Here is a 2,790-nt window from a genome sequence, read left to right on the forward strand (position 1 = left end):
ACTTGATTTAATAAGGTTTTTTTGTATTGGTGGTTTTGTGTTAATTATAATAAAAATTTGGCTTTCTAGCAATTATATTTTCCATAAATACACGTAATCTAGGCATTTTCTATTGATTATTTTTCAAAATAACTTGTCGTCGATCCCCCGGGGTTTGTACACTACTGCAGGTCGACGACAAAAATTTTCCACTAGTCCAATTACATTTTGTCAAGAATACAACGTGATGTTTTTCTCAATGAAAGAACTGGTCCATTCCATAAAAACAGAGGGAACTTCCTCGAATAGGCTTTGGCGCCGGAGCACATTAAAGAGGAGCTAGTTTCTCAGTCGCTGGCGGTCGGAGGTAGACACGAAACTCGTCCGAAGTTTTTTACTTGTATTTTTATACTTTCTTATCCTATAAAGGTGCCTATTCCGAAGAAAAATAACGGATAGCACCATTTCTATGTTCTTTATACTTATTTTTTTACTTCACGCAAACATAATTTATATATGCCTACATTTCCTTTTTTATATAAGTTAGTGATGGAGGTAGAATATTCCTCAATGGTTCCTCTGAACGATAAGGATTTTGCTGGTATTCTAACATCAAATGTTCCTTCATATAAAAGGGTCGCAATGTCATGATAATCTTCATTGGTCACTCGAAACTCAATCCAAATTTTACGTAAATCATTTACAGTATCTTCTTTAAATTTATCTACTTGTATTAATTGATCATTTAGGTATAATTCCATCATACAGCCACCTTTCTATGTAATTTTAATTTGACTAAAAGAGGTTAGACCTAAAATTAGAACCGTGAATAAACATATTTTAAATAATTTTCTGTTTCAAAGCTAATTTCAACTCCATGAACTTCAAGTTGATTTCAAATTTTTTGTTCTAGTGCCTAAGGAGATTGGAATGTCAACACTAAATTGTGTAATTTTTTTAAGGGACATAAACGGTAAATTGCAATATTAGAGGCAACACTTTCTGAAGAACTTGTTAAACCGTGTTAGATTAAGGGATCTAAGCTTTGATTAGTGTTATTGGACGATTAAATGGGCTACTTTACATGGAATGGTGGCGCAATTTCACTTGGATATTACTTGACGGTTACATGAGTCTGAGGACCTTTTCCGAATACCGAAGAATCATGAAATTTTTTTAAAGGAATTTTAGATGTTTGTGGTTGCTTTTTTCCTTTACAACGTACAAAGCGCTGCACCTTATTTTGCCACCTCAAGAAGCTTTTTCTTTTGAGACCACAATTCCTTATCAAAACTCATAATTGAAGATCCGTTTCCAGAGTTACTTAAACTTAAGATATTGTTTTCTCTGTCAAATCTTGGCATACTAGTAATTAGATGATTATTAATTCTAGTAGATTGTGCTGTATTATAAAAATAAAAATATATTTAAGGGAAGGCCAATATCAATATGAGATATAAGAAAAAAAGAAGTAAAAAGAAAATAATAGGTTATAGTATTCTTGTGGTATTTCTACTTTTGATAGGCGGAACTGTTTTTGCCTACTATCAATTAAAGCCGGAAAATCACTTTTCGAAAGTACCCTTGGTGTCATCGGGTGACAAGGATTCCAGTAAAACAATAGAAAAAAAGGTCAAAATTGATGATCCAATCTTTAATGTTTTGTTAATCGGTTCTGACCAACGGAAAGGCCAGAAAATCGGGCATTCCGATACGATGATGGTTGTGAGTGTGGATTTAAAAAACTATAAATACCATATGCTCAGCATTCCGCGAGATAGCCGCGTTTATTTAGATGGGTATGGGTATACGAAGCTAACGAGTGCACAATATATTTTACAAAACGATTTAGGTGCTAAGAAAGGAATCGAGGTCGCAGTTGGCGTCATTAGTGACTTTACGGGGATTCCGATTAACTACTATGTGGAAACGAACTATACCGGACTAGAGGAAATTGTCGATGCGCTGGATGGCATCAACATGAATGTACCCTTTGATGTCAAATTGACCCATTCCTGGTACCCAGAAAATAAGAATAAAGTGATTGCCGCTGGTGAACATTCTCTCACTGGAAAAATGGTCACCGAGCTGGTTCACGAAAGATATTCATTGAGCAACGGAGAATACGGACGCCAGCAGCTACAAAAAGAGGCACTAGTCGGTATTGCCAAAAAGGCCCTAAGTCCAAAAACTGTAACAAAATTACCAGAGCTAGTTGATTCCATCTCAGAATTTATTGTAGAGACCAATATGTCCAATTCCGACATTATCAGTATTGCCTACGCTGTTCAAAACTTTGACCCGGATAAACAAATCCAATACCACCAATTAACCGGTCAAGGACAAACGCTATATGATGATATTCTTAAGAATAATAACTCACAAATTGTTATTAATGAAGATGAAATGAAGAAGATTGTTGAGGAGTACTATATACATTAAAAAATATACTTGTTTGAAGCTGTCCCAAGTCTTTTGTGGGGCAGCTTTTCTTTTTTCTCTTTCCACCCGACTATATATTTATTTTTACTCCACCAGCACCTATTCTGTAGATTCTATGTAAGCCCCCATTCAAACAACGCATATAAATCAACAGCACCTCTTGTTAAAATTGACATATCAATCAAAGGAGGTGCTTTTCATATGCCAGAACAAAAATTAACAATTGTCCCCGTAACATTACATTCCGATACAAAAAATATTTCGAACATAAAACCAACTGTTTCCTCTTCAAATTCAACTTGTACGATTAAGTTTGGAAAAGTTGAAATCTCCTTTTTCAACGGTATAGATGAGCACATCATTCAAACT

General features: G+C 34.8%; 2 protein-coding genes. One reads left to right on the forward strand and one right to left on the reverse strand.

All coding sequences use genetic code 11. From position 1 onward, the window contains the following. Nucleotides 1–461: 461 nt before the first annotated feature. Nucleotides 462–743 carry a DUF3219 family protein gene (locus BT1A1_RS15785; RefSeq protein WP_034773085.1) on the reverse strand — a complete coding sequence of 94 codons (282 nt, stop codon included), beginning with the start codon at nucleotides 741–743 and terminating at the stop codon, nucleotides 462–464. A 685-nt stretch (nucleotides 744–1,428) separates the two neighbouring features. Between BT1A1_RS15785 and BT1A1_RS15790 the strand changes: the two genes are divergently transcribed. Beyond that, nucleotides 1,429–2,421 (forward strand): LCP family protein, encoded by a 993-nt coding sequence (locus BT1A1_RS15790; RefSeq protein ID WP_034773086.1) that lies wholly within the window; start codon nucleotides 1,429–1,431, stop codon nucleotides 2,419–2,421. The last annotated feature ends 369 nt before the right edge of the window (nucleotides 2,422–2,790 follow it).

The sequence above is a fragment of the Caldibacillus thermoamylovorans genome (genome assembly GCF_000751775.1).
GTDB classification, from domain to species: domain Bacteria; phylum Bacillota; class Bacilli; order Bacillales; family Caldibacillaceae; genus Caldifermentibacillus; species Caldifermentibacillus hisashii.